This is a genomic window from Treponema sp. R80B11-R83G3, assembly GCF_054786115.1.
Map to the genome: position 1 here is coordinate 46,559 of NZ_BDHF01000004.1, position 21,979 is coordinate 68,537.

The window sequence follows — 21,979 nt, forward strand, 5'->3', positions numbered from 1 at the left end:
ATGAGCGGGTTACAAATTCAAAAACTCCTTCCCGGTACAAACTGCAAAGAATGCGGTTCAAGCACGTGTATGGCGTTCGCCATGAAGCTTGCGGCGAAAAAAGCGATGCTCTCCGAATGTCCCTACGCTTCCGATGAGGCAAAGCAGGTGCTGGGAGCGGCGAGCGAGCCGCCGGTAAAAGGCGTAAAAATAGGAACTGAAGTTATAAGCCCCCTTGGCGAAGAAACCGTAATGTACCGGCACGAAAAAACATTTGTAAACAAACCGGTTATTGCGGTTAATCTTGACGAAGGCGCGGATATTGCGTTAGCTGAAAAAATTAAAAATTACAGGCCTGTCCGCGTTGGCGAAGAATTATTTATAGGCGCTATTGCCGTCACCCAGCAGGGCGAATCTTTTGCCGATTACTGCGCTAAAGTTTACGAGAAAACAAAATTGCCGCTGTTGCTTCGCGCGAAAGATATTGCCTCCCTTGATAAAGCTTCCACGGCGGTGGCGGGTTCCAAAAGCGTTTTATGCGGCATAACTGCGGATACGGCGGAAGAAGCGGTTAAAATCGCAAAAAGGGACAACCAAGTGATTGCGGTTACATCTGCGGACATTGACGGCATTTTTGAATTGACGGCAAAAATAAAGGAGGGCGGTTTTAACGATTTAATAATTGAATTTCAAACCCATTCTCTTGCTGAAAGTTTCCAGACAAATTCAATCGCAAGAAAAGCCGCGCTTAAAAAGAACATTAAGGCTTTAGGTTACGCGACATTGAAATTTATCAACACGGGAAACGCGGCTGATGACGTTGTAGCCGCCGTTACGGAGATTGATAAATTCGGCGGAATTATAGTTATGCCAAGTTTTGATCCTGCGCAGCTTATGCCGTTGTTTACATTGCGCCAAAATATTTATACGGACCCGCAAAAACCAATTCAAGTGGAGCCAAAACTTTACGCGATAGGCGAGCCTGACAGGAAATCGCCTATTTTTGTTACGACAAATTTTTCGTTAACCTACTTTTTGGTTTCAGGAGAAATTGAGAATAGCGGCATTTCAGCGTGGCTTGTTATCCCCGAATGCGAGGGCTTTAGCGTGCTGACAGCGTGGGCGGCTGGAAAATTTTCAGGCGCTTCAATCGCCAAGTTTATTAAGGAAATAGACATTGAAAAACAGACTGAAACAAAACAAATTGTTATCCCAGGTTATGTCGCGCAAATATCAGGCGAGCTTGAAGAAAATATGCCGGGTTATAAAGTTCTTGTAGGTCCCGGTGAAGCCGGGGATTTGGAAGGCTTTATTAAAAATGTTCTGATGAAAAAATAATGCCTAAAATAACTTTTTTACCGGATAATATCACGGTAGAAGCGGAAAAAGCCTCTCCGCTCCTGTCCGCCGCGCGTTCTGCGAAAATTTTTGTTGAGACTCCGTGCGGCGGCAAGGGAACGTGCCAAAAATGCCGCGTAAAAATAACCGCGTCGGGGGGTAATGGGGCAAGCGTTAAAGACGCGCTTCTTTGCCAGACTGCCGTTCCTGATGAGTCAATTACAGTGGAGATTCCAAAGTCAGCTTACGGAAAATCTTCCGGCAAGGAAGGCCAATTTGAAAACTTTAACGACCCGTCCGAATATTTGCCGGAAAGCAAGGAATATTTTTTAAAAAAAGTAAATCTTCAAATAGCAAAACCCGCGCTGTTGGACGGGTTATCTGACATTGACAGATTTACAAAAGCGTTTACAAAGAAAACGGAATGTAAGGCTGTAGAAATACCGCTTAATGTGTTAGCTGTTTTACCTGAAAAATTGCGTAATTTTGATTCTTCGCCGAATCAGCAAACCGGCGCGTCCGTTGAAAGCGGTTTTTTCCCCGAAGGCGAAGTACAGGCTTTTTATTTTACGGAAGATGATGTTGCCAAAATAATTGATGTTTCTAAAAAACAGCAAAAAGCCTATGGAATTGCCGTTGATATAGGAACTACGACTGTCGCGTTGTGGCTTGTAGACATGGAAGACAGAAAAGTTATCGCGGTTCATAACGCGTATAACGGACAGATCGAGTGCGGTTTGGACGTGATAAGCAGAATTAATTATGCGAAAAAATTCCTTCCCGAATTAAAAACGCGGATACTTAAAACAATTAATGAGCTATTAATTGCCGCCTGTAAAGATGCGGGAATTGAAGCGAATCAGATAGTTTGCGTATCTGCGGCAGGAAATACTACAATGACTCATTTACTGTTAGGTGTCATTCCTGAATATATTCGCCTTTCCCCGTACACTCCGGCAGTTTTCCTGCCGCAATGTTATACGGCAGGTCTTGTGGGAATAGGCGTGTGTGAAAACGCTCCCGTATTATTCGCCCCCGCCGTGGGAAGCTATGTGGGGGGCGACATAACCGCCGGATTACTTTGTACCGCTCTTGCCGCGCCGCAAAATTATTCAGGCGGACTTATTTTATTTATAGACATTGGCACTAACGGGGAAATTGTTCTAGGAAATAACGATTTTATTTTCGCCTGCGCCTGTTCAGCCGGCCCCGCTTTTGAGGGCGGAGGAATAAAACACGGAGTTCGGGCGTGTTCAGGCGCGATAGAAAGGGTAGTGATTGATGAAAACGGAAAACCGCAAATCTTCACGATAGGCGGCGCGGAACCAATCGGTATTTGCGGATCAGGGGTAATTTCCGCTATCGCGGAACTTTTCAGGAAGGGAATTATTGACTCCGCCGGAAAGTTTTCGCAAAAAAAGGGAGAATATTTTCTTTGCGATGGAATATCGCTCAATGAAAGCGACATTAACAATTTTATCCGCGCGAAAGGCGCTATTTTTTCCGCCTGCCAAACAATGCTTGACAACGCCGGTATGTCGTTTAACGATGTGGAAAAGTTTTGCGTAGCCGGCGGTTTTGGAAGGTTTCTTGATCTTGAGGACGCGAGAACTATCGGCTTGCTGCCTCGTCTGCCGAATGAAAAATTCTCCTTTCTGGGCAACACTTCGGTTTTGGGCGCGTATCTTTCTTTGGTTAGCGAAGAAAGAAGGAAAAAAATGCATGAGATTGCCAATAAAATAACGTACATGGATTTAAGCAGCGAGGCTAACTACATGGACAGATACACAGGCGCTCTTTTTTTACCGCATACGGATAAGAAGTTATTTGAGTGATTCAAAAAAGTTCCTCTATTGATAGAGATTAGATTTGCTAAATCTGTAAATCTCCATGTCTGTAATAATAAAATTATTCTTGACAATTTCAAGAAAAAATTAACATAATTATTATTAGGAAAAAGTATGAATAGTATTTTAGTTTCCGGCCATATAGGAATTGAAATAACCGCTAAAATAGACAAATTTCCCATAGAATATACACCTATAGAATATGAATTTTACGGGGTTAATACCACAGTTGCCAGCGTTGGATATAATATTGTAAAGGCAATAAAGACATTGGGAGGCGAGCCCATATTTTTTTCAGTAACAGGTAATGATATTTACATGGATATTATAAAAAATGAAATGGAAAAAATAGGCATAAATACTGAATATGTTTTACCTATAGCGGAAAAAACGTCGCAATCTGTAATATTGTATAACGAAAATAAAAGAAAAATTATTTGTGATTTAAAAAATGTACAGGAAATAAAATATCCAACGGAAAAAATTGATAAGATAATTAATACAATTGACATAGCGGTATTGTGTAATATAAATTATTCAAGGGATTTATTAAAAAAGGTAAAAAGTTACGGCAAGACAATAGCGACAGACGTACATGTATTGGATGATGTTAATGATAAATACAGCGGAGATTTTATGGCATATTCTGATATATTATTCTTTAGCAATGAAAAAATTTCAGGCACGGAAAAAGAATTCTTAAAAAAAATAATAGAAACATATAATAATAAAATAATCGTAATAGGGCTTGGTGAAAACGGCGTATTAATGTATATAAGGGAGGAAAATAAAATTAAACATTATCCGGCGGTAAAAACAAGAGACATAGTAAATACAATAGGCGCCGGAGACGCGTTATTTTCATCATTTATATATTTCTATAATAAAACAAAAGACCCGTATTATGCGATAGAAAAAGCGATAATATTTGCTTCATATAAGATAGGGGAAAACGGAGCTGCGCAAGGATTTTTATCAGAAGAAGAATTATTAAAAATAAAACCGATAGGCGTTTAAATGCTGAAACCGTATGATTTACTTGAAAATATACCGCTTAACAATGAAAAACGTTAAAAATGTTCAAAATTGTTCATTATAAGCCTGAAAAAATGAATTTTTCCCCGATAAATTCTGAAAATGATCAATACTGTTAATTTTTTATTTTGTAAATTTGGTATTTTAACCTTTAATATGGATAAAAAGATCGCGATATTTATTTTGATGTTTGGTTTTTTGGCAATTAATATTTTTTCTCAGGAAACATTTGAAGGTAATTATTTCCAAAGAAATTTTAATAATAGAATTTATTTAGGTTATTATTCCTCATATTTTGATGATAATATTCAATTATTGCAATGCGGATATGACGCGGTATTAAAATTAATATACATTACTCCTCAATACAATTTATTTGATTTTGGAATTGGATTAAATGGATTATTGGCTTATGATATGTTAAATGAAATCCAAAAGGACAATTTTGGAAATGAAAGGCCAAAAAACGGAAGAATGACGTTTGGATTTGAATTAAATTGGAGCGTCAGAATGTATGTTATACCTATTCCAAAAATAAATTCCAGAATATTTATTGAAGGTTGTGGAATGAGTTTAGTTGTTTATACAAGAGAATTTCCGCAAAATGGAACATATGTTAATATTGGAACAAATATAGGATTAGGGATGGAATATCCGATAAATAATTATAAAGCATATACGGTTTTAAAATGGTTTCATTCATCAAATGGAAAGCCTTATGAAAATAATCCCGCGTTAAATACCGTTGGAATGGTAATGGGGTTGCAATTTAAATGAATAATTATTTATTGCTAATATTTTATACTAAAGTGGTTTTTGTGTAAAATCGTTATATTTTGATAATTCATATTAAGGGAGGTATAAAATTATGAATGAAAAAATAGCATATTTGGCGTTTTTAGCGTTATTATGCATTGGAAATATATTCGCTGATAATAATATAATTTTCACTTTGGATATTACCGGAATAAATGTAAATGATGGAAAAATTTACGTAAAAATATATTCAAATGAAAGGGATTACAAAAAAGACATTCCTTATACTTCTTTTATATTGGAAAGCGCAAGTAAAAATATTGCCCATTCATTTGATATACCGGAAGGCGAGTATTTAATAGCGTTATTTCAGGATACAAATAATAATGGAATATTAGATACAAATATTTTAGGTTTTCCAAGAGAGCCTGTTGGCTTATCAAATTATACTGGCGGTATTCCGGGCGGTTTTAATAAGCAGAAAATTTCAATAAATGCCGTTTCAAACAGGATAACAATAAATATCGGAAAAGTTTAATGAAAAAACATAGTGTGATAAGAATAATTTCTTTATTTGGCATATTTTCAGTTGTTTTTTATTTTCTCCACGTAATTCTTGGGAATATTTTTTATGAAGGTTATAATCCAATGGCTCAGGCAGTTAGTGATTTAACCGCTTCAAATTCTCCGTCAAGAAATATAGCACGGGCGTTCGCGTTTATTTATGGCATGTTTTCCGTAATATTCACTATATGTCTTTTTACTTATCTTAAAAACAAAATAAATAAAATTGTTAATGTTGCTTCATGTGTTTTTTGTATAATGAACATAGTATCATTTTTTGGATACACATTTTTCCCATTATCCGAATCAGGTTATGCGGGTACTTTTCAGGATATAATACATATAGTTGTTACCGTATTTGTCGTATTATTTACTGTAGTTTCACTTATGCTTTTTGGTATTGGATTTATGCGGAAGACAAATTATAAGTATCTCGGCATTATTTCATTTATTACATTATTTTTATTAATGGCAGGGTCAATGTTAGTGGGTATATTGCCAAAAGAATATTTTGGTTTTGCAGAACGTATAAATGTATATTCAATAGTAATATATATAGGAATAATGTCATTATGGATGTATAATAATATAAAAAAGGAAGGAGTTTTAAAATGAAAACGCAAGAAATAAAAAATAAGGCGCTGGAATTAGGTTACGTAGCGTGCGGCATAATTCCTTCCTCAGTATTTGAAGAATATTCTCAGTATTTAGATGAAAGAATTAAAACATTTCCTGAATCAAAACAACTTTATGAGCCGTTATACGCTCTTGCAAAGCCGCCTGATAACGGCAAGTCTGTTATCGTATGCATACGAAGATATAACAAATATAAAGTTCCTGCCGGTTTGAATGGAATTATTGGAAAACTATACATGTTTGACGGCCGTGTTCCTTATTCCCGCGAATACAGGAAATTGCCAAGTGGGGTTGTGAAAAAATATATGATTTTATTTGTAGCACATAAAAAACAGGCCGACATATGCCAATAACAACAGAAATAATAAAAACTTTTCATCTTTTCTCCCTGAAAGTCTTTTTCTTAAAAGAAAACTGTTCGGAAACTGAAATTACAAATTTCTGACTTTACTTTGTAAAGAATAAAAAAATTATTAATTGATACTAAATATTTTTAATCATTTTCAGAAAATATATAAAAAAGCAATTTTGGAACAGTAAAGGATAATATAATGTATAGTATTGTAAGGGGGGCAATAACATGGAGCATATTGATATTTTACAGGAAATGCTGCGGTACATTGACATACATATAAAAGAAGAAATGAATGTTGAAAAACTTGCGGAACGGGCGGGATTTTCTCCGTATTATTTTTGCCGGATTTTTCAATGCGGCGTTGGAACTTCCATTATGGAATATGTCAGGAACAGGCGGCTTGCTTATGCCGCTTCTGAATTAAATTCAGGACGCAAGATACTCAACATAGCGGTTGAGTACGGATTTGAAACTCATTCGGGGTTTTCAAAAGCGTTTCGCCGTTATTTTGGGTGTCCGCCTGAAATTTACCGCGCTTATGCGACATTCGATGTCCCAAAAATCTCCGACCTTTCAAAATCCAATCAATTTATTTCCGAATTTGTTATAGAGCCAAAAATAATAGCGAAGAAAGCGTCTTTTAAGATAGCGGGTTTCGCTTTTAAAATAAAAATGCCTATAAGCGTTTCGTCCCCGTCGTCGCATTATCTGGATCCTCAAAGCCCTGTTGCCGATATTGATGACGGAAGAAAACCCCTTAATAAACTTCAGGAACTATGGGAAGAATGCAGGGCGGACGGAAGGTTGGAGAAACTGCACAAGGAATCATTTCTTAAATTTCATGCCGAATACGGAGCTTGTTTTTTTAAGGATAATGATGAAGAAAAGTCAATTTATCTTATAGGAGTGGAAGCAAAGCCAAAGTTGGCTATTCCTTTTGGGTATGACGTTTATACGATACCCGAAGCGCTGTTTGCGGTTTTTACAACGCCTCCGTCTAATGAGGATAATTTTTCATCAATACTTAAAGATGCATGGAAATTTATTTTTTCCGAATGGTTTCCCAATTCAGGTTATGAATTTGACGATAACTCAATCGCCTTTGAACTTTACGATGAACGCAGTACGGCAGATACCGGAAAAGTTTGCAATATTTGCATCCCCATTATAAACAGACAGCTTTAACATTAAAAATAATAAAGCAATTTAGGAACAATCAGTGGCAATTTTAGAACAGCGTATTATCTTCTTGAATATTACATTCTATGTATAAACATTTAAGGAGGATTTTATGTATGGTTTAAAATTGGATTGGATAATTCCCGTTATCATTCTGTTTGTTTTAATTTCTGTTATAGCGATTGGCATATATCAACTCAATTCAGATGGGAACCCGTGGTATTTTGGTGATGAAACGGTACACCTCTGGTATTTTTTAGTCAAATAATAAAATCTTTTAAAAAATAAAAATGATGAAAAATATTCATTTTTATTATTTTTATAACGCTAATTTATTTTAAGGAGGAACAAAGAATGAACAAAGAAAAATTTTATTTTCGAGGAATCTTCTGTCTTGTCGCGCTGGTATTGACGTTTGTTTTTACCGGCTGCCCTGCAGGGAGTCTGAAAGACGAAGAACTGAATTCATCATCGGAAAACGCCGCCGCGCCTGTAATAACCACGCAACCGCAGGGCGCGATATACTTTGTCGGCGATACTGATATTAAAAACTTGTCGGTATCGGTAAAAAAAATGACAGATGACGATGTTTTAAGCTTGCAATGGTATTCAAACACGGTCGCCGCCAAAACAGGCGGGACGGCAATAATAGGCGCGACTGGCTTGACTTACGCTCTTCCCTCAAATATAACATCTGAACCAAAAACGTACTATTTCTATGTGGTTGCCACCAATACAAATACTACCATGAAAAACCCAGTTAAAACGACAACCAGCGCCGTGGCAATAGTGAATGTCCAGACAGATGTCGCCGATATTTCAAACGCGGTTGTAACGGTAAATACCGACCAGCGGTACCAGTATGTGCGCGGCTTTGGCGGAAATGATATAGCTTTCGATCATTTGCCTGTTTCTGTTCCGGCGGATTATGAAACAATGTTTGACCCGGAAAAATTGGGTTATAACATGGTACGCATTTATGTGCCTACGTCCGAAGAGTATACTGATATTAACCAGATTATGGATGAACTTGTCACCAACAAGACATATCCTGAAATAGACCTGTCGAATTATTATAAAAACGCCAAGATAGTCAACAAGTATGGGGGCTATATTATGGCAAGCCCGTGGAGTCCTCCGGCAGCGTGGAAAACCAATGATTCGATAAAAGGAGGCGGTTCATTAAAGAAAGCAAACTATTTGGACTGGGCGGATTACCTGAGGACGTACTGCGAAATCATGGCAAGAAATGGCGCTCCGATTTACGCGGTTTCTCTGCAGAATGAATATACATGGGTGGTGAGTTATGAAGGATGTGAGTACGGGGGAAGAGATAATCAATATGCGGAAAACAGGGATTTTTGGAAAACGCCCGGCATTGGCCATTTTACCAGTAATGAACCGGCTGTACCCGGATATGGCGGAGGTAAGGCGCTTCCATATGTAAAAATTATGGGCGGCGAGTCGCATAATGAAGTTACACCGCATGATTCAGCGCTTAATGACAGAGTTTCAAGGGCGTGCATTGATATTATAGGCCGCCATATATACGGGACTGAGGGAACGTCGAGGTATACATATCCACTCGCTCTAAATCCGAAATTTATTAGTAACCCTGATGATCCCCTGTTTGACGCCAAAGAAGTCTGGATGACGGAGCATAACATTAACAGTGGCGAGGGCGGCTATGAAAATGATTCAACATGGAACTATGTATGGCCCTTCATTAATGAGGTGGATTTGACTGTCAGGCTGAATAACGAAAGCGCGTTTTTTTGGTGGGTATCCAAGCGCTTCTATGGCATGATTGGCGATGGCAAGAACGGAACCATAGATGGCGCGATTCTGCCCCGTGGCTACGCGTTGTCCCATTACGCCAAATTCGCAAAAGAGACCGGAAGGGTCGGTGTTAATATTTCAGGCACGCTGGCTGACGGCGCTCCCATAAGCGCCTCCAATGTAAATCAGGCTTCGTTCGATACTACTCAGAATAAAACTAACGGAGGCGGTTCGGTAAAAATAACAGCCTTTGTGTCCTTTAAGCGGAATGACAATTCCGACTGGGATGACGGCTCCGAATGGAGACGGGACAGGGAAAGGGTGAACAAAAATATTACCCTAGATGACATAACCGCGATCAGCCTGGTTATGTATACTCCCACAAACACCAGCGGCTCCGGTGGAACAAACATGGGAACAATTAAAATAAAGCTTCCTGATGGTTTTGTTATACGCAATGCCGAGGCCGTGCGGTCAAACGCGTCAGGACAGGCAAAACCTGAAACAGTTCCCATATCCAAGGACAGGAATGAGGCTTATGTTTCATTGCCGGGCAGTACTATTCTTTCAGTAAGGTTTACTAAATAGCATGAGAGAAGGGGGAAATTTTTTCCCTCTTCATTTTTTCTTGTATCAAGGAGGATTAATCCAATATGAAAAAATTATTGGCAATACTATTAATTACAACGCTTGCAATGGCCATGGCAATGGCGTTAGCCACTTCCGCTTTTGCCCAGGATTTTACAGTAAACGGAGAAGTTAAAACAGGTTTGTTTTATTCCAAGTTTGACGATGGAATTAACGAAGTTCTGGAGAAGTCATATTTTCATAGCAGGGATGACGCAGGTAATGACAATAGTGATAATAGAACGATGCCTACTCCCGGCCGCTTTCAGATAGATATGGCGTATCTCCACAATAACGTCGGCTTTAAAACGCGTTTCAGGTGGGAGAGTTGGCTCAGTCAAACCAGTCTGCCGTTTTTCAATTACGCTTTTGGGTACGGTAATTTTTTTCAGGATCAGCTAACGCTGTCTCTTGGCAAACTGGGAGCTTCGCCCTGGGGAACAGGCGGGCCTGAGATGTGGAAAGAACTGGAAATATCAACATTAGGCGGAATACGCTTTGAGTTTAAGCCTAAATTTCTTTCTGTTCTTGACGGACTGAATGTCGGTTTTGTGCTGAATTATTTTGACGGCGGTATGGATTCTACAACCAGTACAAATACTGTGATTAATTTGGGGGATTATTTGCAGGAATCTGTTATCGGCGTTTCGTATACAAACAATCTGTTTCATGCGCGTTTAGCCTACAGGCTGGACAGTGATAAAGATTTTAGGACAACGCCCGGGAATGAGGGGGGGCAGCTTGTGTACAGGCTAGAGGAATATATGTTAAAAAATCTTCTGCCCGGTTTGTCGATGTGGGCGCTCGGTTATGGGGAGGGAATTGGGGCGGAAGCCTCGGATTATTACCTCTTTTATAATTGGCTGTTTGCCCAGTATGATCCGGATAATTTTACCGCCCAGATACGTTTAGGTTTTGACGTAAGGGAAACCAGAAATGTCTTGCATATCAGACCAAGTTTTTATTACAAATTTTTTGATAACCTGCTCAATGTGGGCGCATCGTTCTCTTATGCGCAGGATTTTGGCGAAGGTAAAATGTACAAGGATTCCCCTTATGCGTATATAGAGATTGAACCTAAGGTACAGGTTAATTTTAGCTCCAATGCCTATGTGGCGTTTGCGTATAATTACCGTTCCGAATACGGAAGAGAACTCCAAGCGCATAAGGACAAAGGTATTGAGCCGCTTAAAAAGAGACAGTGGGTTAATCTGCGTTTTTGTGTAGTATGGTGAGAAATTTTCTCACAAATTATAAATAAACAGGATTAAATACCGCATTGTAGGCTTTTTTTGGATTTAAGTAACGGTCAAAAAGGCATGGAGTTCCGGCGGAAAACCAACTGTTGTGATCGTCAATGCCCCACATAGTTACCCGCGATATGTAATCGGAATATTCCCGGTATATTCTGAAGAGCCGCGCATATATCCCGGCCTGTACCGTGGCATCATATTCGGACATGATAATGTCCTTCCCTTTACCTTCTTCATAACCGGCGGCAGTTAAATCCAGTTCGCTTATTGAAAGTTCAATGTTCAGAGACGTAAATTTTTCCATAGGCAAGCGTATTTTTTTTTCATCAAAATATTTAACTTGATGATGAGATTGAATACCCAACCCTTCGATAAGGTTTCGAACTTGTCCTGTTTCTTTTTTATACCGGTTATTTATGTCGTTAATCATTTTACATACCGCTTCGACTTTATACATATCATCATAACAAAAATAATCATTGTAATATATGGTAATATCGGGATCAGTTTCCCGCGCGGTACGGAAAGCTGTTTCGATGTAACTTGCGCCTAACGCTTTGTACCAAGGGGAATCGGTACGCAGACATTTTTTCCAGTCTCCAGCGTCACTTGCACAAAGACCGTCTCTCATAGCCTCATTTACCGCATCCCATGAATGAATCCTGCCGCGATAATGCGTTAATACGTCGGTAATATAATTTTTTAGGTTGTCTTCCACTTCCGTTCTTGTTCCTTCGGTCATCCATTCGGGAGTCCAATCATGCCATACCAGAACATGGCCGTGAACAAGCAAGCCGTTTTCCATCGACTTGTTCACCATTTGATCCGCGTATGACCAGTTGTACGCGCCGCCTCGGTTTGTCGTAAGCGAAGCAGGTTTTAGGTTGTTCTCTGGAGTAATAATATTAAAATGATTTTTTATAACGTTAAAATAAGCGCCGTCCATAAGCCTCTCGTTAATGATATTGCCGACAAGAAAATCATTCTTATATATTGAAGTTTGACCGATAGGTTTAAGCGGCGTTGTAGTTCTTACCAAATGTTTGTTTCTGCGTAAATCGCCGGGGGTAAACCCAAATTCCCGTTTAAAGCTAAGTATATACGCCTGCTCATAACTAAAGCCGTATTCCAGAGCAATGTCCAGAACGCTTAAACCGCTATATAACAAATCCCCTATGCTTGCCGATAATTTTCTGGAGCGTATATATGTTCCAATCGACTTTTTGAACGTTTGTTTAAAGAGCCTTTGTAAATGAACTGAGGACAGTGAAAATTCATCCGCCAGAATATCCGCGTTGATATCGTCTTTGAGGCCGCTTTCAATTTCGTCAAGGACGTTTTCTAAAACATCATTTGTTTTATACATTTTATTCCTTATTAAATATATATCAAAAAAATTTAAAAAAAAATGAACATTTTTGATCATTTTTTATACCCATTTACTATATTTATGCGAAGTTCCACCCGTATATTATATTTTCTTTTCCCATTTTTTATTAACCCATATTTTAACATTTTCTACGCTTTCTTCAAGTGTTAAATCTGTTGTGTCTAATAAATCAATTTCCGGTTTATTTTCTTTTCCGTAATTTTTAACCCAATTATTAAATTCTTTTTGTCTGTTAATATATTCTTTATCTTGACAATTTCTCCATTGAGGGCGTTTGATTAATCTTTTTTCTAATTCATCGTCTGAACAATAAATATTCAAATAATATATATTGGAAAAATATCTTCTTTCTGTTAACGGTTCTATATTTTCAGGAACTCCAAAACCAGCGCCGAATAACACTACAGGTCTGCCTGATTGTGATATATTTTTGGCTATTCTTAACCATGTTTCAAAAAATTTCCTATAATTGTTTTCCGGATTATTAAATTCATCCTGCCATATAATATCTGTTTCAAGTAAAACGACATTATCCATATTTCCAATTAATTCTTTTAATACTGCTGATTTTCCCGTTCCGCTCGCTCCCCCGACAATAAATAAAGGCATTGAAAAAAACTTATTTTTATACCCGCATAAAGGGCATATTGCAATATTATTAGTAATATCAACTTCTTTTTCCGCGCAATATTCACCGCATTGAAAACATACATTAACCATATATACTTCCTAAATATTCATATAATATTTTCTTTCACATATTGTTAGTATTATTGCGGCAATTAACCATATACTCCAACTTATTAACCATAACTTTATATTTGTAAAATTGCCGTAAAAAAAAGTTATAGCAGACGCATTTATTGCCGTATGAAATATTGTTGAAGTAATTAAATTATTTTGTATGCCTTTTAGTAAATATACAAATACAATTGAAATAGATATGGTAAAGATTACATATCCTATCATAAATAATAGCCCGTTTTTATAGTGAATTATATGCCATATGCCCCAAATTAATCCAACTATTATTGAGGACGTAAATCTTGAATATTTAAGTTCCAATGCCGGTTGAAGAAAACTTCTCCAACCTATCTCTTCTCCAATACTTCCAATTATTAATCCAAATAGGCAAGTAATTAGCGTTGGAAATAAGTTAGGCTGTATTTTTACATCAATGCCAATTAATATTCCAATATAATAAGTAAGCGTAAATAATGCTATTGGAATAATTATTGCGAGAAATGTTTTAACCAAAACAATTCTATTAAAACTTATTACTATTGGCCTAAATAAATCCCTGAATAATAATATGGTAGCAAAAAATGCTAAAGCGGGGGCAAATTGAGGCAGGTTAATACTAACTTTTTCAAACCGAATATTTGATTTTATATGGATAAACAACAAAATCAAATTAAAAACAAAAGCCAAAATTACAAAAAGAAACAATTTCCGATTCATTTTTCATGCTCATTTACTTTATTTTTTGAAAATATATATTTTGCCGTTCGCCCCTATAATCATCTTTTTCATCTATTTTTATAAATCCGTATTTTTCATAAAGATTTTTATGAGCGCTAACAATATATACTTTTTCAAATCCCAATGTTTTAGCGTAGGCCATTGCGCATAAAATTAATTTTTCACTTATTCTATTGCCGCGAAACTGTTCATTTACAAAAACAGCTTGAATATAAGGAGTATATTCTACATTGGGAACACTGTCCCTTTCATTAAATGAACAATGCCCTATAATGTTATTATTTTCAATTGCGACAAATATCCTTTCCCAATCCAAAAAATTATTTTTTTCCCAATTTTTTGCTATAATGGGGCTTTCCCGCCAAGATGATTTTTTTACAAAATCAATAAGTTTAGCCCAATATTCATCATTGTAAAAAACCTGCCTTATTTCCATAAAAACCTCCTTTATAAAATGTAAATAATTAATATTTACATTTTATTTCCTAACATAAAAAATAATGTTTTATTCAATCTTTTTGATAAAACGAAATATATGAGGCGTCGAACCATCCCGTACCGCCTCCTGCTTCAACAAGGAATTTTGCCTCGTACATATTTGTGCCTAATTTTAAGCCAATTTTTTCCCATGCTTTAAAATGTTCTGTTATTGAAATTGTTCCTTTCTGACGGCGTTCCTGGCGTATGCTGAAATATTGCGGGAAAGGGTCTTTACTGCCTTCTATATTGCCGGAACCGGCGGGTCTTGTGGCCTGATAAATGAAATAGGTTGCGCCATCAACAGAAAATTCTCCTTTTTTTACCGCTCCTCCTCCGATATTATGAGGCTGTATTATTCCCGTTCCATACCAATCGTCTACAATGTACCATTCTATCATCGGATTTTTTGACCAACCGTAAATTCCAAGATACGAGTGGCCTCCGGCAGTGCCATTGGCGGATCGTGTAAACTCAAAATTGCAAAAAACATTTCCGTATTCTGCGTATGGTTTTCCTTTATTCCAAAATAGCCCAACTCGTCCCAGAAAAGTATCCGCGTTATTCCATTCGGCTCTGAATGCCGCTCCGCCGCCTTTTTCCGGCCCGTACCAAATAAGCCGATTATTATTTCCGCTGGCGCTCCATATTTCATAACTATAGGGAGAGCCTTCTAAGGGCTTGCTTCCGTGGCTGTTGCCATTAAACACTATACCGGAAAATTCTATCTTATTGCTTGATTCTGTATTCTGTGTTTCCTTATTTGTTTTTTGTTCATCATTTTGTTTTGTTATCGCGCATGCGGCTAAAAAGCAGCAAATCAATACTGACAAAAACTTACCGGTTACGGATTGATTTTTCATTTTTATTCTCCTATATTGAATATAAATATACAGTAAATTATAAATGAATATTTTTAATCATTTCTTGAAATAAAAATGGAATGGCATACTCCAGTATCTGAAAAACGGTAAAAACGATTAAAATTGTTCATTTAAGTCTGAAAAAATGATTTTTTCGACAAATTCTGAAAATGATCAGTAATGTTAATTTTTTTTTGCTTATATCTGATATATTTATACATATAATATGAAAAAGCCCAAAAAAACATCTTTCGCAAGATTATTTACAAGCGTCACTTTACTCATAATTCTATCTATAACGGTATCTTTATCTGTAATCTTTTTTTATAACCTTCGCCATATTGTTACCAATTTGACTGAGTTAAATACAAAGACAAACGTCGCCCGTTCGCAAGATATGGTGTTGTCTTTTATTAAGGAACATGAAGAAGCTCTAAAACAATTCTCTGTCGGCATTACGCATCTTTTTAAGCAAACGACGGTTTCCACAGAAGCCGCCGCGGAATATTTGCGTGAGATTAAAGAGATAGTACCCAACAGTCTTGATCTGTATTTTACCAATAATCTGACGTGGAACAAGCCGGGCGGTTTTGCCGCGTTTGCCGGAGGATGGATTCCCGATGATGATTGGGATAATACCCAACGCTCCTGGTTTACCGACGCCAAGAAAACGCAGGGAAAAATTGCTTTTTCCGAACCCTATGTTGATTCTGAAACCGGCGACGTTATCATTACCCTTTCAATGACGGTTTTTGACGGCAAAGGAACTGACATCGGGGTAGCGGCGGACGATGTTGCGGTAAATGTTTTAAAAGAAATAATTAGCGCGATGCGCAGTTTTTCCGGGCAGGAAATGTATATTATTAACGCCGATGGGCTTTTTATTACCCATGAAGACATCAGCGCGGTTATGGAAAAAGATTTCTTTAATGAATTAAATCTTGATAAATACCGCTCCTCCGTATTGGGCAGCGCCGATTTTTTTAATATCGATAAAAATATTTTTATATATTCTTCAGCCATACCCCGTACCGGCTGGATTCTTGTGTCAACGATACCCTCATCTGTAATCTTTAATGACATAAATACGCTGATCCTGCGCCTGATTATTTTATGTATAGCGATGTTGGCGGTAGTTGTTTTTATATTAATCTTTTTTGTCGCAAAAAAAATAAGCTCTCCAATAAAAGCGATACATTCGGCTCTGGAAAAGTTAAAGGACGGGGATTTAACTGTAAAAGCGGACGTTAAGTCCCAAGACGAAATGGGGGAATTGTCAGGATTTTTCAATATGACCATTGAAAAAATCAAAAACCTTGTAGGGACAATAAAATATAAAATCAACGGGCTTAACCATACCAGTTTTGAACTATCGGCCAATATGGGAAAAACTTCTGCAGCCGTGCAGCAGATTTCATCTAACCTTGACAACATGGAAAATCTTATGGTCAAGCAGGAAAACGGCGCTGAAGAAGCCGGCAAGGCGGTAGGTGATATTAAGGATAATATTGACAGCCTTAACAAAATGATAGAAGAACAGACTGAAAGCGTAAATATATCGTCTTCGGCAATTGAGGAAATGACAGCTAACATTCATTCGGTAACCCAGACGCTGGCTGAAAACAGCAAGAACGTCAGTGTTTTAGTCGAAGCGTCTGAAAACGGCAAAACAGGACTCCAGACAGTCGCGCAGGAAATACAGGAAATAGCCCGTGATTCCGAAGGGCTTTTGGAAATAAATTTGTTGATGAACAGTATCGCGAGCCAGACCAATCTGCTTTCGATGAACGCCGCAATTGAGGCCGCTCACGCCGGAGAAATCGGCAAGGGCTTTGCTGTAGTCGCCGATGAAATACGCAAACTTGCCGAATCTTCGAGCAATCAGTCAAAAACTACCGCATCAATGTTGAAAAAAATAAAATCGTCCATAGACAACATCACTAAATCTTCCGATGACGTATTAAACCGATTTGGCGCTATAGACTCAAGCGTAAAAACAGTTTCAGAGCACGAACAAAATATTTTAAACGCCATGCGGGAACAGGAAACGGGCGGTAAGCAAATATTGGAATCCATAAGCCGTCTAAGGGACATAACCCGCTCGGTTAAAAAAGGCTCTGATGACATGGCTGAATCGGGAAAGACTCTTGTTAAGGAAACGGACGAATTCATAAAAACAAGCCAGGAAGCTGTAAACGGCATGAACGAGATATTGAAAGGCGTTAATCAGATAAGCGTTTCAGTCAGCCATGTAAATGACATGAGCATGGAAAATAACCGCAACTTTGACGCATTGAAACAGGAAACGCAAAAATTTAATGATACCGTTGGCAATGAGAAGAAAAAAATTCTAATAGTGGACGATGACGGTATTCATCTTGAAATGGTGGAAGCGTTATTGAGAAATGAGTATGACATATCAAGCGCCAAATCATGTAAAGAGGCGCTGGGTCTATTTTACCAAGGGCTTGTTCCCCAATTAATATTATTGGATTTAATAATGCCGGATATGGACGGGTGGAGTACCTATACAAGAATAAAAGCGATTGGCGGCTTGCATAATATCCCGATAGCGTTTTTCACGTCTTCAAATGATCCTAAAGACATAAAGCACGCGCAAGAAATAGGTGCGGTTGATTACATTAAAAAGCCATACAATAACGATGATCTGTTGCGCAGAATAGGAAAAATACTGAAAAAAGAGTAATATAAAAAAAGCGACTTATGCGGTTATTATCAATAAAAAATACATTACTGCACTACAGTTTCCGCGCCGCGTTTGTTTAACACGTTAAGCGAAATTAAATCAAGATACAAATAGTCGGAGTATCCGTCAGCTTCATATTGTTTCAGTATTCCTGTTGATTCAACCCAAGAGTCGGCTTTGGGATACGGTTTCACGTTGTCTTCGTCCCATTTTATTTCAAAGCCTACAATGCCGTCATTGCCGCAGCAGCCGGGACCGTAGCGGATAACAAAACAGTACTGGTCGCCGTCATAAGATTTTTCGTTCTTAAAAACGCCTTCAAGTTTGATTGTTTTTCCAAGATAATCTTGAGGGTTCAGATAGACATCGTTGACCTGCGTAATAAACATTTTTTCTTTTATTTCTATTACTTCTTTCTTGGGTGACATAGATTCAAAGCGGGCGTTTTCTTCAGGTGTTCCGAATTTATTGTTGTTCAATATGGTTTTAAAAACTAAAGAAAAACTGACTTTTTCATCTTTTCCCAAAACAGCGTTAAAATTTTCGATATTTTTCTTTGTTTTGGCGTAAGTAACAGTAAAAATTACGGCAGTTACCGCCAGTATGGCTGCGGCGATAGTTAAATATCTTTTACTCATGATTTTCCCCCCTTAATTTATTTATTGTTCTTGAATTACGCAAATTCTCGGCAAGATAGAAAAGTATAAATACGATTATGTTAATTGTTACAACGCTTGCGCCTGTAGGCGTGGCGTACAAGTACGAAATAATCACACCGGTAAAAAAGCACATAATAGAAATAATTGCGGCGCAGATGGTAACGCTTTTAAACTTTTTAAAAATACGCATGGAGCTTAAAGCCGGAAAAATTATCAAACTTGAAATAAGCATAGCGCCCATCATGCGCATTCCAAGCACTATTGTAAGGGCGGTTAAAAAAGCGATGAGCATATTGTAAAGCCCTGTTTTTATTCCGGAGGCTTTGGCAAATGTTTCATCAAAAGTTATGATAAATAATTTATTATAAAAGAGAATAAAAATAACCAGCACTACAATTGAAAGCGCGATGCTTAAATACACGTCTGCTTTTGCCATTGCAAGGATACTGCCAAAAAGATAATTGCACACGTCGGTGTTCATGCCCGTCGTTTGGGATATAATCACTACGCCAATGGCAAGAGAGCCTGTGGAGATTAGGGCAATCGCCGCGTCTCCTTTGATTTTGCTGTTTTCGCTCATGCGCAGAAGTAGAAAAGCTGCGGCTACCACTACCGGAATCGCGACGCTTAAAGGCGCGGCATGAAGCGCGGTAGCGATGGCGAGCGAACCAAAGCCGACATGGGAAAGTCCGTCTCCAATCATCGAGTAACGTTTTAAAACAAGGCTTACGCCGAGGAGGGCCGCGCAAACTGAAACAAGGGCGCCGACAATAAAAGCTCTGACAAGAAACGAGTAACTGAACATCTCCAATAAAACTTTTAACATCAAATTTCTCCTAAAAATTTTCTGCCTGTCTCGCTTTTTTTGTAATTATCCATACTGCCGAAAAAAAGCTGCTGTTTCTGCAAGTGCAGCACTTTTGTCGCGCAGTTTGCCGCTTCAATTTCATGGGAAACCATTATTACCGTCATGCCCGTTTCGCGGTTAATTTTTTCAAGCAAGGTGTTCAACTGCGCGCTAATCAGCGGATCAAGGCCGGCGAAAGGTTCGTCTAGCACGAGAAGTTTTTCTGCGGCGCAAAGGGAACGCGCAAGTAATACGCGCCTTTGCTGTCCGCCGGATAATTCCCTAAAACATCTATTTTTTAAATTCTCAATTTCAAGCAGACGCAGTTTTTCTTCCGCTGTGTGTTTTTCCGAATGGGTATAAAGCGGCCAAAAACCTTTTTTCCCCAAAATTCCCGATAACACAATTTCCATGACGCCAGCCGGAAAATCCTGTTTTGCGGCGGTCTGCTGTGAAAGAAAGCCTGTTTGAGACTGTTTAAAATCGGGGCTAAAACTGAGCTTCCCTTCCATTGGAGAGAGCAGGCGCATCAGCCCTTTGACAAGAGTAGATTTACCGGAGCCGTTTTCCCCGGCAATAAGGAGAAAGTCCCCGGCCTGAACGGAAAAGTTCAGGCCGCAGACTGTAATGTGTCCGTCATACCCGAAAGAAAGGTTTTGACAGTCTATTAGCATTTATTGCAACGCCTCTCTTAGATTTTCTACGTTACCGCGCATAAAGTCAAGATAACCAAGCCCTGCGTCAAAATCTTTTTTAGAGAGGTTATGAGATGCGTGAAACAGAAGTTTTTTTGCGCCCGTCTCTCCGCTGATTGTATCCGCCATTTTCTCGTTGGAAAGTTCGATGTGAAAAACGACGGGTATTTTTTCGGTCCTGATTTTGTCTATCAAAAATTTGATGGTACCCGCGCTAGGTTCTGTTTCCGTGGAACAGCCGGGAAACGCTGCAAAGTAAGTTAGCCCGTAAGCGTCGGCAAAATACCGGAATGGGAAGCGGTCGGCAAAAACGATTGTTTTTCGTTTTGCTGCGGCAATTACATCATTAAACGCCGCGTCAAGCTTCACTAATTCTTTGCAGTAAGAAACGGCGTTTTGACTGTAAAATTCAGCGTTGGCGGAATCGGCCTCGCACAGCGCTGCGTTTATTGCTCCGACAATCAGTATCGCGTTTCGGGGAGATGTCCAGACATGCTCGTCATATTCCGTTTCTTCTTCTTCCTCTGGCATTGCCTCCTCTTCCATGCCCTCGACGATTTCTTCTTCAACTACGTCAACCGCGTCCATCATGCGGACGATTATCATTTTTGACGTATCCATTGATTCAAGAATCCTGTCTACCCAAGCGTCGCTCTCACCACCCACATAGATAAAAACACCGCTGTTCTTAATGGTAATTATATCCTTAGGCGACGGTTCATAAGAATGGCTTTCCGCGCCGGGCGGCAGCAGCATATACAAGTTTACCTTGTCCCCCGCAATATTCCGCGCAAAGTCAAACGGCGGAAAATTAGTCGTTGTCACATTAAGCTTGCCGTCCGCATTGCGCGTAACAGCGTTTTTATTTTGTTTACAACCGCTGACTCCAAAAAGAATTGCGGCAACCGTTATCAATATTAAAATTGTTTTCTTCATTATAGTGTATACTCCTTAAAAATTTGTTTTATTAGTTTTAATTGTAAAAAAGAATCTCAGGTATTAAAACGAACTTTAAGCGTAACCGGAGAAAGGGTATAAGCGACTGATTCGGCGTCTTTTTTATGGATCTGACTTGGAAAGAAAAGAAAGATTGTAAAAAACAAACCAACTAACGCCAACTTGATTATTTTGATAAAGTACTTTGCCGCTTCAATTTGACGGCAGTGTGGGCAGTCGTGTTCTGTATGGTTATGGTCAAGGATAGCGGCAGTTTGATTAATTGTAAAAACAACCGAGAACGCGATACAAACCGCTAAAACAAGAAATAATTTTTTTCTTTTAAGGCTTGATGCCATAGGCTATTGTACATTAATTTGTCCGATTATGCAAATATTCATCTTTGTGATCTTTGTTCCTTAGTGATCTTAGTGTGAGTCTTTGGGGAAAAAACTTGCCCGGAAGAAGACTCGAACTTCCATGCTTTTGACGGCGCTAGTACCTGAAACTAGTGTGTCTACCAATTCCACCATCCGGGCTTATGTGAATACTCTATCGCGTTTTTAAACAAAGGT

The 21,979-nt window shown here is 38.4% G+C and carries 22 protein-coding genes and 1 tRNA gene; 12 read left to right on the plus strand and 11 right to left on the minus strand.

Going from position 1 to position 21,979, the window contains the following annotated elements; all coding sequences use genetic code 11:
- The 11 genes from acsC (at position 1) to ACYVRH_RS01210 (ending at position 11,330) form a co-directional block, all read left to right on the plus strand.
- Positions 1-1,317: an acetyl-CoA decarbonylase/synthase complex subunit gamma gene (gene acsC, locus ACYVRH_RS01160; RefSeq protein ID WP_461255095.1), complete on the plus strand. Its 1,317-nt coding sequence runs from the start codon at positions 1-3 to the stop codon at positions 1,315-1,317.
- A complete protein-coding gene (locus ACYVRH_RS01165) occupies positions 1,317-3,152 on the plus strand; it encodes an ASKHA domain-containing protein (RefSeq protein ID WP_461255096.1) in 1,836 nt (611 codons plus the stop codon). Before acsC ends, ACYVRH_RS01165 begins: the two co-directional genes overlap by 1 nt.
- Positions 3,153-3,278: 126 nt before the next feature.
- Positions 3,279-4,181 carry a carbohydrate kinase family protein gene (locus ACYVRH_RS01170; protein ID WP_461255097.1) on the plus strand — a complete coding sequence of 301 codons (903 nt, stop codon included), beginning with the start codon at positions 3,279-3,281 and terminating at the stop codon, positions 4,179-4,181.
- A 174-nt stretch (positions 4,182-4,355) separates the two neighbouring features.
- A complete protein-coding gene (locus ACYVRH_RS01175; RefSeq protein WP_461255098.1) occupies positions 4,356-4,976 on the plus strand; it encodes a hypothetical protein in 621 nt (206 codons plus the stop codon).
- Between the two features lie 91 nt (positions 4,977-5,067).
- Positions 5,068-5,493, plus strand: a complete 426-nt coding sequence (locus tag ACYVRH_RS01180; RefSeq protein ID WP_461255099.1) for a DUF2141 domain-containing protein — start codon at positions 5,068-5,070, stop codon at positions 5,491-5,493.
- On the plus strand, positions 5,493-6,134 hold the full coding sequence (locus ACYVRH_RS01185; protein WP_461255100.1) for a DUF998 domain-containing protein: 642 nt from the start codon (positions 5,493-5,495) through the stop codon (positions 6,132-6,134). Before ACYVRH_RS01180 ends, ACYVRH_RS01185 begins: the two co-directional genes overlap by 1 nt.
- Complete coding sequence (locus ACYVRH_RS01190; protein WP_461255101.1) at positions 6,131-6,508, plus strand: hypothetical protein; 378 nt, start codon at positions 6,131-6,133, stop codon at positions 6,506-6,508. The genes ACYVRH_RS01185 and ACYVRH_RS01190 overlap by 4 nt, the downstream gene beginning before the upstream one ends.
- Positions 6,509-6,735: 227 nt before the next feature.
- On the plus strand, positions 6,736-7,695 hold the full coding sequence (locus ACYVRH_RS01195) for an AraC family transcriptional regulator (RefSeq protein WP_461255102.1): 960 nt from the start codon (positions 6,736-6,738) through the stop codon (positions 7,693-7,695).
- Between the two features lie 106 nt (positions 7,696-7,801).
- Positions 7,802-7,957 (plus strand): hypothetical protein, encoded by a 156-nt coding sequence (locus ACYVRH_RS01200; protein WP_461255103.1) that lies wholly within the window; start codon positions 7,802-7,804, stop codon positions 7,955-7,957.
- Between the two features lie 86 nt (positions 7,958-8,043).
- On the plus strand, positions 8,044-10,056 hold the full coding sequence (locus ACYVRH_RS01205) for a glycoside hydrolase (protein ID WP_461255104.1): 2,013 nt from the start codon (positions 8,044-8,046) through the stop codon (positions 10,054-10,056).
- A 65-nt stretch (positions 10,057-10,121) separates the two neighbouring features.
- Complete coding sequence (locus ACYVRH_RS01210; RefSeq protein ID WP_461255105.1) at positions 10,122-11,330, plus strand: hypothetical protein; 1,209 nt, start codon at positions 10,122-10,124, stop codon at positions 11,328-11,330.
- Between the two features lie 16 nt (positions 11,331-11,346).
- On the opposite strand, the gene ACYVRH_RS01215 is transcribed toward ACYVRH_RS01210, so the two are convergent.
- From ACYVRH_RS01215 to ACYVRH_RS01235, 5 genes are all read right to left on the minus strand, one after another.
- Complete coding sequence (locus ACYVRH_RS01215; protein WP_461255106.1) at positions 11,347-12,714, minus strand: endo-1,4-beta-xylanase; 1,368 nt, start codon at positions 12,712-12,714, stop codon at positions 11,347-11,349.
- 105 nt (positions 12,715-12,819) lie between these two features.
- The gene (locus ACYVRH_RS01220) at positions 12,820-13,458 is read right to left on the minus strand and encodes a hypothetical protein (RefSeq protein ID WP_461255107.1); all 639 of its coding nucleotides are present in this window, start codon (positions 13,456-13,458) and stop codon (positions 12,820-12,822) included.
- A 9-nt stretch (positions 13,459-13,467) separates the two neighbouring features.
- Positions 13,468-14,199: a lysostaphin resistance A-like protein gene (locus ACYVRH_RS01225; RefSeq protein WP_461255108.1), complete on the minus strand. Its 732-nt coding sequence runs from the start codon at positions 14,197-14,199 to the stop codon at positions 13,468-13,470.
- A 13-nt stretch (positions 14,200-14,212) separates the two neighbouring features.
- A complete protein-coding gene (locus ACYVRH_RS01230; protein WP_461255109.1) occupies positions 14,213-14,656 on the minus strand; it encodes a GNAT family N-acetyltransferase in 444 nt (147 codons plus the stop codon).
- Positions 14,657-14,729: 73 nt separating this feature from the next.
- Positions 14,730-15,560: a glycoside hydrolase family 11 protein gene (locus ACYVRH_RS01235; RefSeq protein WP_461255110.1), complete on the minus strand. Its 831-nt coding sequence runs from the start codon at positions 15,558-15,560 to the stop codon at positions 14,730-14,732.
- A 226-nt stretch (positions 15,561-15,786) separates the two neighbouring features.
- Here ACYVRH_RS01235 and ACYVRH_RS01240 point away from each other — a divergent pair, with 226 nt between their 5' ends.
- The gene (locus tag ACYVRH_RS01240; RefSeq protein WP_461255111.1) at positions 15,787-18,267 is read left to right on the plus strand and encodes a methyl-accepting chemotaxis protein; all 2,481 of its coding nucleotides are present in this window, start codon (positions 15,787-15,789) and stop codon (positions 18,265-18,267) included.
- A gap of 44 nt (positions 18,268-18,311) precedes the next feature.
- On the opposite strand, the gene ACYVRH_RS01245 is transcribed toward ACYVRH_RS01240, so the two are convergent.
- The 6 genes from ACYVRH_RS01245 to ACYVRH_RS01270 all read right to left on the minus strand — a co-directional run bounded on the left by ACYVRH_RS01245 (position 18,312) and on the right by ACYVRH_RS01270 (position 21,943).
- A complete protein-coding gene (locus ACYVRH_RS01245; protein WP_461255112.1) occupies positions 18,312-18,905 on the minus strand; it encodes a TIGR03943 family putative permease subunit in 594 nt (197 codons plus the stop codon).
- Positions 18,898-19,752 carry a metal ABC transporter permease gene (locus tag ACYVRH_RS01250; protein WP_461255113.1) on the minus strand — a complete coding sequence of 285 codons (855 nt, stop codon included), beginning with the start codon at positions 19,750-19,752 and terminating at the stop codon, positions 18,898-18,900. Before ACYVRH_RS01250 ends, ACYVRH_RS01245 begins: the two co-directional genes overlap by 8 nt.
- Positions 19,752-20,447 (minus strand): metal ABC transporter ATP-binding protein, encoded by a 696-nt coding sequence (locus ACYVRH_RS01255; protein ID WP_461255114.1) that lies wholly within the window; start codon positions 20,445-20,447, stop codon positions 19,752-19,754. The genes ACYVRH_RS01250 and ACYVRH_RS01255 overlap by 1 nt, the downstream gene beginning before the upstream one ends.
- Positions 20,448-21,404, minus strand: a complete 957-nt coding sequence (locus ACYVRH_RS01260) for a metal ABC transporter substrate-binding protein (RefSeq protein WP_461255115.1) — start codon at positions 21,402-21,404, stop codon at positions 20,448-20,450.
- A 56-nt stretch (positions 21,405-21,460) separates the two neighbouring features.
- Positions 21,461-21,763, minus strand: coding sequence for a hypothetical protein (locus ACYVRH_RS01265; protein WP_461255116.1), 303 nt, complete (start codon positions 21,761-21,763; stop codon positions 21,461-21,463).
- A gap of 96 nt (positions 21,764-21,859) precedes the next feature.
- Positions 21,860-21,943: transfer RNA gene (locus tag ACYVRH_RS01270), tRNA-Leu, on the minus strand.
- Between the last annotated feature and the right edge of the window lie 36 nt (positions 21,944-21,979).

What these genes read in the sequence shown, in the direction of transcription:
- ACYVRH_RS01200 (WP_461255103.1), top strand. Translation starts at nt 7,802, where the DNA reads ATGTATGGTTTAAAATTGGATTGGATAATTCCCGTTATCATTCTGTTT.
- ACYVRH_RS01240 (WP_461255111.1), top strand. Translation starts at nt 15,787, where the DNA reads ATGAAAAAGCCCAAAAAAACATCTTTCGCAAGATTATTTACAAGCGTC.
- ACYVRH_RS01175 (WP_461255098.1), top strand. Translation starts at nt 4,356, where the DNA reads ATGGATAAAAAGATCGCGATATTTATTTTGATGTTTGGTTTTTTGGCA.
- ACYVRH_RS01180 (WP_461255099.1), top strand. Translation starts at nt 5,068, where the DNA reads ATGAATGAAAAAATAGCATATTTGGCGTTTTTAGCGTTATTATGCATT.
- ACYVRH_RS01190 (WP_461255101.1), top strand. Translation starts at nt 6,131, where the DNA reads ATGAAAACGCAAGAAATAAAAAATAAGGCGCTGGAATTAGGTTACGTA.
- ACYVRH_RS01185 (WP_461255100.1), top strand. Translation starts at nt 5,493, where the DNA reads ATGAAAAAACATAGTGTGATAAGAATAATTTCTTTATTTGGCATATTT.
- ACYVRH_RS01235 (WP_461255110.1), bottom strand. Translation starts at nt 15,560, where the DNA reads ATGAAAAATCAATCCGTAACCGGTAAGTTTTTGTCAGTATTGATTTGC.
- ACYVRH_RS01225 (WP_461255108.1), bottom strand. Translation starts at nt 14,199, where the DNA reads ATGAATCGGAAATTGTTTCTTTTTGTAATTTTGGCTTTTGTTTTTAAT.
- ACYVRH_RS01215 (WP_461255106.1), bottom strand. Translation starts at nt 12,714, where the DNA reads ATGTATAAAACAAATGATGTTTTAGAAAACGTCCTTGACGAAATTGAA.
- ACYVRH_RS01265 (WP_461255116.1), bottom strand. Translation starts at nt 21,763, where the DNA reads ATGGCATCAAGCCTTAAAAGAAAAAAATTATTTCTTGTTTTAGCGGTT.
- ACYVRH_RS01195 (WP_461255102.1), top strand. Translation starts at nt 6,736, where the DNA reads ATGGAGCATATTGATATTTTACAGGAAATGCTGCGGTACATTGACATA.
- ACYVRH_RS01245 (WP_461255112.1), bottom strand. Translation starts at nt 18,905, where the DNA reads ATGAGTAAAAGATATTTAACTATCGCCGCAGCCATACTGGCGGTAACT.
- ACYVRH_RS01255 (WP_461255114.1), bottom strand. Translation starts at nt 20,447, where the DNA reads ATGCTAATAGACTGTCAAAACCTTTCTTTCGGGTATGACGGACACATT.
- ACYVRH_RS01205 (WP_461255104.1), top strand. Translation starts at nt 8,044, where the DNA reads ATGAACAAAGAAAAATTTTATTTTCGAGGAATCTTCTGTCTTGTCGCG.
- ACYVRH_RS01250 (WP_461255113.1), bottom strand. Translation starts at nt 19,752, where the DNA reads ATGTTAAAAGTTTTATTGGAGATGTTCAGTTACTCGTTTCTTGTCAGA.
- ACYVRH_RS01230 (WP_461255109.1), bottom strand. Translation starts at nt 14,656, where the DNA reads ATGGAAATAAGGCAGGTTTTTTACAATGATGAATATTGGGCTAAACTT.
- ACYVRH_RS01210 (WP_461255105.1), top strand. Translation starts at nt 10,122, where the DNA reads ATGAAAAAATTATTGGCAATACTATTAATTACAACGCTTGCAATGGCC.
- ACYVRH_RS01220 (WP_461255107.1), bottom strand. Translation starts at nt 13,458, where the DNA reads ATGGTTAATGTATGTTTTCAATGCGGTGAATATTGCGCGGAAAAAGAA.
- ACYVRH_RS01260 (WP_461255115.1), bottom strand. Translation starts at nt 21,404, where the DNA reads ATGAAGAAAACAATTTTAATATTGATAACGGTTGCCGCAATTCTTTTT.
- ACYVRH_RS01165 (WP_461255096.1), top strand. Translation starts at nt 1,317, where the DNA reads ATGCCTAAAATAACTTTTTTACCGGATAATATCACGGTAGAAGCGGAA.
- acsC (WP_461255095.1), top strand. Translation starts at nt 1, where the DNA reads ATGAGCGGGTTACAAATTCAAAAACTCCTTCCCGGTACAAACTGCAAA.
- ACYVRH_RS01170 (WP_461255097.1), top strand. Translation starts at nt 3,279, where the DNA reads ATGAATAGTATTTTAGTTTCCGGCCATATAGGAATTGAAATAACCGCT.